The organism is Dyella sp., from assembly GCF_035685885.1.
Taxonomy (GTDB): Bacteria; Pseudomonadota; Gammaproteobacteria; order Xanthomonadales; family Rhodanobacteraceae; genus Dyella.
Window position 1 is genome coordinate 1 of the sequence record NZ_DASRZX010000145.1, and the last position, 2,192, is coordinate 2,192.

The following is a 2,192-nucleotide window of genomic DNA, read 5'->3' on the forward strand; positions in this document are numbered from 1 at the left end:
GTCGAGTGGCACATGCGCGAGGCCTGGCGCGAACTGATGTTTGCCGACACCGATCAGGCCGCCAAGGCCACGCGGGACCCCGTGGCGCCTGCGGTGCGCTCCGCGGCAGCGCTGGCCAAGGCGGCGCGCCACACGCTTGACGACGGCACGCCCGTGCACAGCTTCTCAAGCCTGATGGCCGAACTCGCCACGGTCGTGCGCAACACCTGCCGCACCCCCAGCGCCGGCGCTGAGGCGCCAACCTTCGAGCTCGTCACCACGGCTAACGCGAAGCAGAAGCAGGCTCTGGCATTGCTCGAGCAAATCCGGGTGTAGACAGAAATCGGAACCCGCGCCTCACGCCAAGTGCTTGTTGCACAAGGGGAAACTCGCGGCGCGAGTCAAGCTAGTTGTCGCCTCGGTCATGCTGCCAATGGCTCTATACCGGTCGAGTGCGTATGCGTTTTGACGATGCAGTCGCGCTCGGGGTTCAGTGTTACCGCGCCGATAGGCGTCCAGTTCCGGGTGGCGCCCGACCAGCGCCGCGGATTTCGTTCTCGCGCCTGGAGATATACCTCGTGACGGGCGGCAAGGATCGCGGCATCTTCGCCCGCATGACGCTGGGCGGGACTGACGTAGCGGATGCCACTGTGCCGGTGATCATGGTTGTACCAATGCACGAAGTGCGAAGCCCAGGTGCGGGCCTCGTCGAGTCTGGTGAAGCCTTTGTCAGGGAACTCCGGGCGGTACTTCGCCGTGCGGAACAGGCTTTCGACGTAGGCGTTGTCATCGCTCACGCGCGGGCGCGAGTACGAAGGCTTGACACCCAGCCAGTTCAGCATTGCCAGTACAGTCGTGGCTTTGAGGGTCGAGCCATTGTCGCCGTGCAGCACGGGCCTGGTCGCCATGGCATGGATGCCTTCGGCCAGCGCCGTACGCTTGACCAGATGCGCGGCATGGTCGGCGTCGTCACTGTCGTGCACTTCGAAGCCCACGATCTTCCGGCTGTACACGTCCAGAATCAGGTACAAATAGAACCAGCGCCCCACGATCTCGGCAGGCAAGTACGTCATGTCCCAACACCACAGCTGGCGCGGTGCAGTGGCGATATGCGTGGTTGGCGGGCGGCTCTTGCGCGGTGCCTTGGCGCGGCCCCGGTGCTGGTTCTGCCCGTGCTCGCGCAGTACGCGCTGGAGCTCGATTCGCTGGCCAGATACACGCCTTCGTCGGCCAGCATTGGGACGATGCGCGCCGGGGGCATGTCGGCAAAGCGCGGCTCGTTGGCTACCTGCAGGATTTGCTCACGCTCGGTGGGTGTCAGCGCATGGGCCGGTGTCGGCCGCACCGCGCCGGGCCTGCCATCACCCCTTACGAGCCCCTCTTTGGCCTTCCAGCGCTGCAGGCTGCGCTCATTGATGCCGGCAACTTCGCAGGCCTGCGTCAGCCGAGCACCGGCCTGTTGAGCCGCTTCAATGTCCTGGGCCAGGGTCTGGCGATCTTCGAGCCCGATCATTCGTCCTCGCTTCTGTTCTTGTTGAAGATCGCCTCGACTTTTTTTGACAGCACCAGCAGTGCTGCCGTTTCAGCCAGAGCCTTATCCTTGCGGCGCAGCTCGCGCTCGAGTTCCTTGATGCGCCGACGGTCTTCCTTGGTCTGCTGCGGACTCGCGCGCTTCTCCGCGGGCTCGGCAAGCGCTTGCGTTGCGCTGTCACGCCATTGCTGTAGTTGCTGTGGGTACACGCCGTGTTCGCGGCACCAGGCGCCGCGGGCGGCTTCGTCCATGGCCGCCGTGGTAATGACTGCCTCCAGGCGAGCCGCTGCCGTCCAGCTGCGTTCTCGCGCCGGCTTGGCCAGTTCGTCACCGCGCCAGCGTTCCAGCGTATCTGTGCTCACCCCAATCTCCCGAGCCACCACCTCCAGCGGGGCGCTCTCCGGCGGCAGCAACCGCGCCACCGCTCTGTCCTTAAATCCTTGTCCGTATCGAGCCAACTTGTTCTCTCATCATCGCCCCCTTGTTGCGGAAATCGGTGGCAGGAGGGCCGCCGCCTTCGGCGACGGCAACCCACCACCATCTACGAGACTTGAATTCAGGAAAGATTCAAGTTTCTATCGGGGCGACAACTATTTTGCCGCGGGGGGCTCCTTCGGCGGCAACAAGGCTCGATTTGGACGTCCTGTGTCGAATGTCGCGAAGATCCCGGTATTCGGGCGAC

General features: G+C 64.3%; 2 pseudogenes. One reads left to right on the forward strand and one right to left on the reverse strand.

Annotated features, from left to right (window positions below):
• Positions 1 to 315, forward strand: a pseudogene (locus tag VFG49_RS16045) (IS1634 family transposase); the annotation flags it as partial.
• An 86-nt stretch (positions 316 to 401) separates the two neighbouring features.
• Here the strand turns inward: VFG49_RS16045 and VFG49_RS16050 are convergent.
• Positions 402 to 1,968 (reverse strand): annotated as a pseudogene (locus VFG49_RS16050) (IS3 family transposase).
• Positions 1,969 to 2,192: the final 224 nt, after the last annotated feature.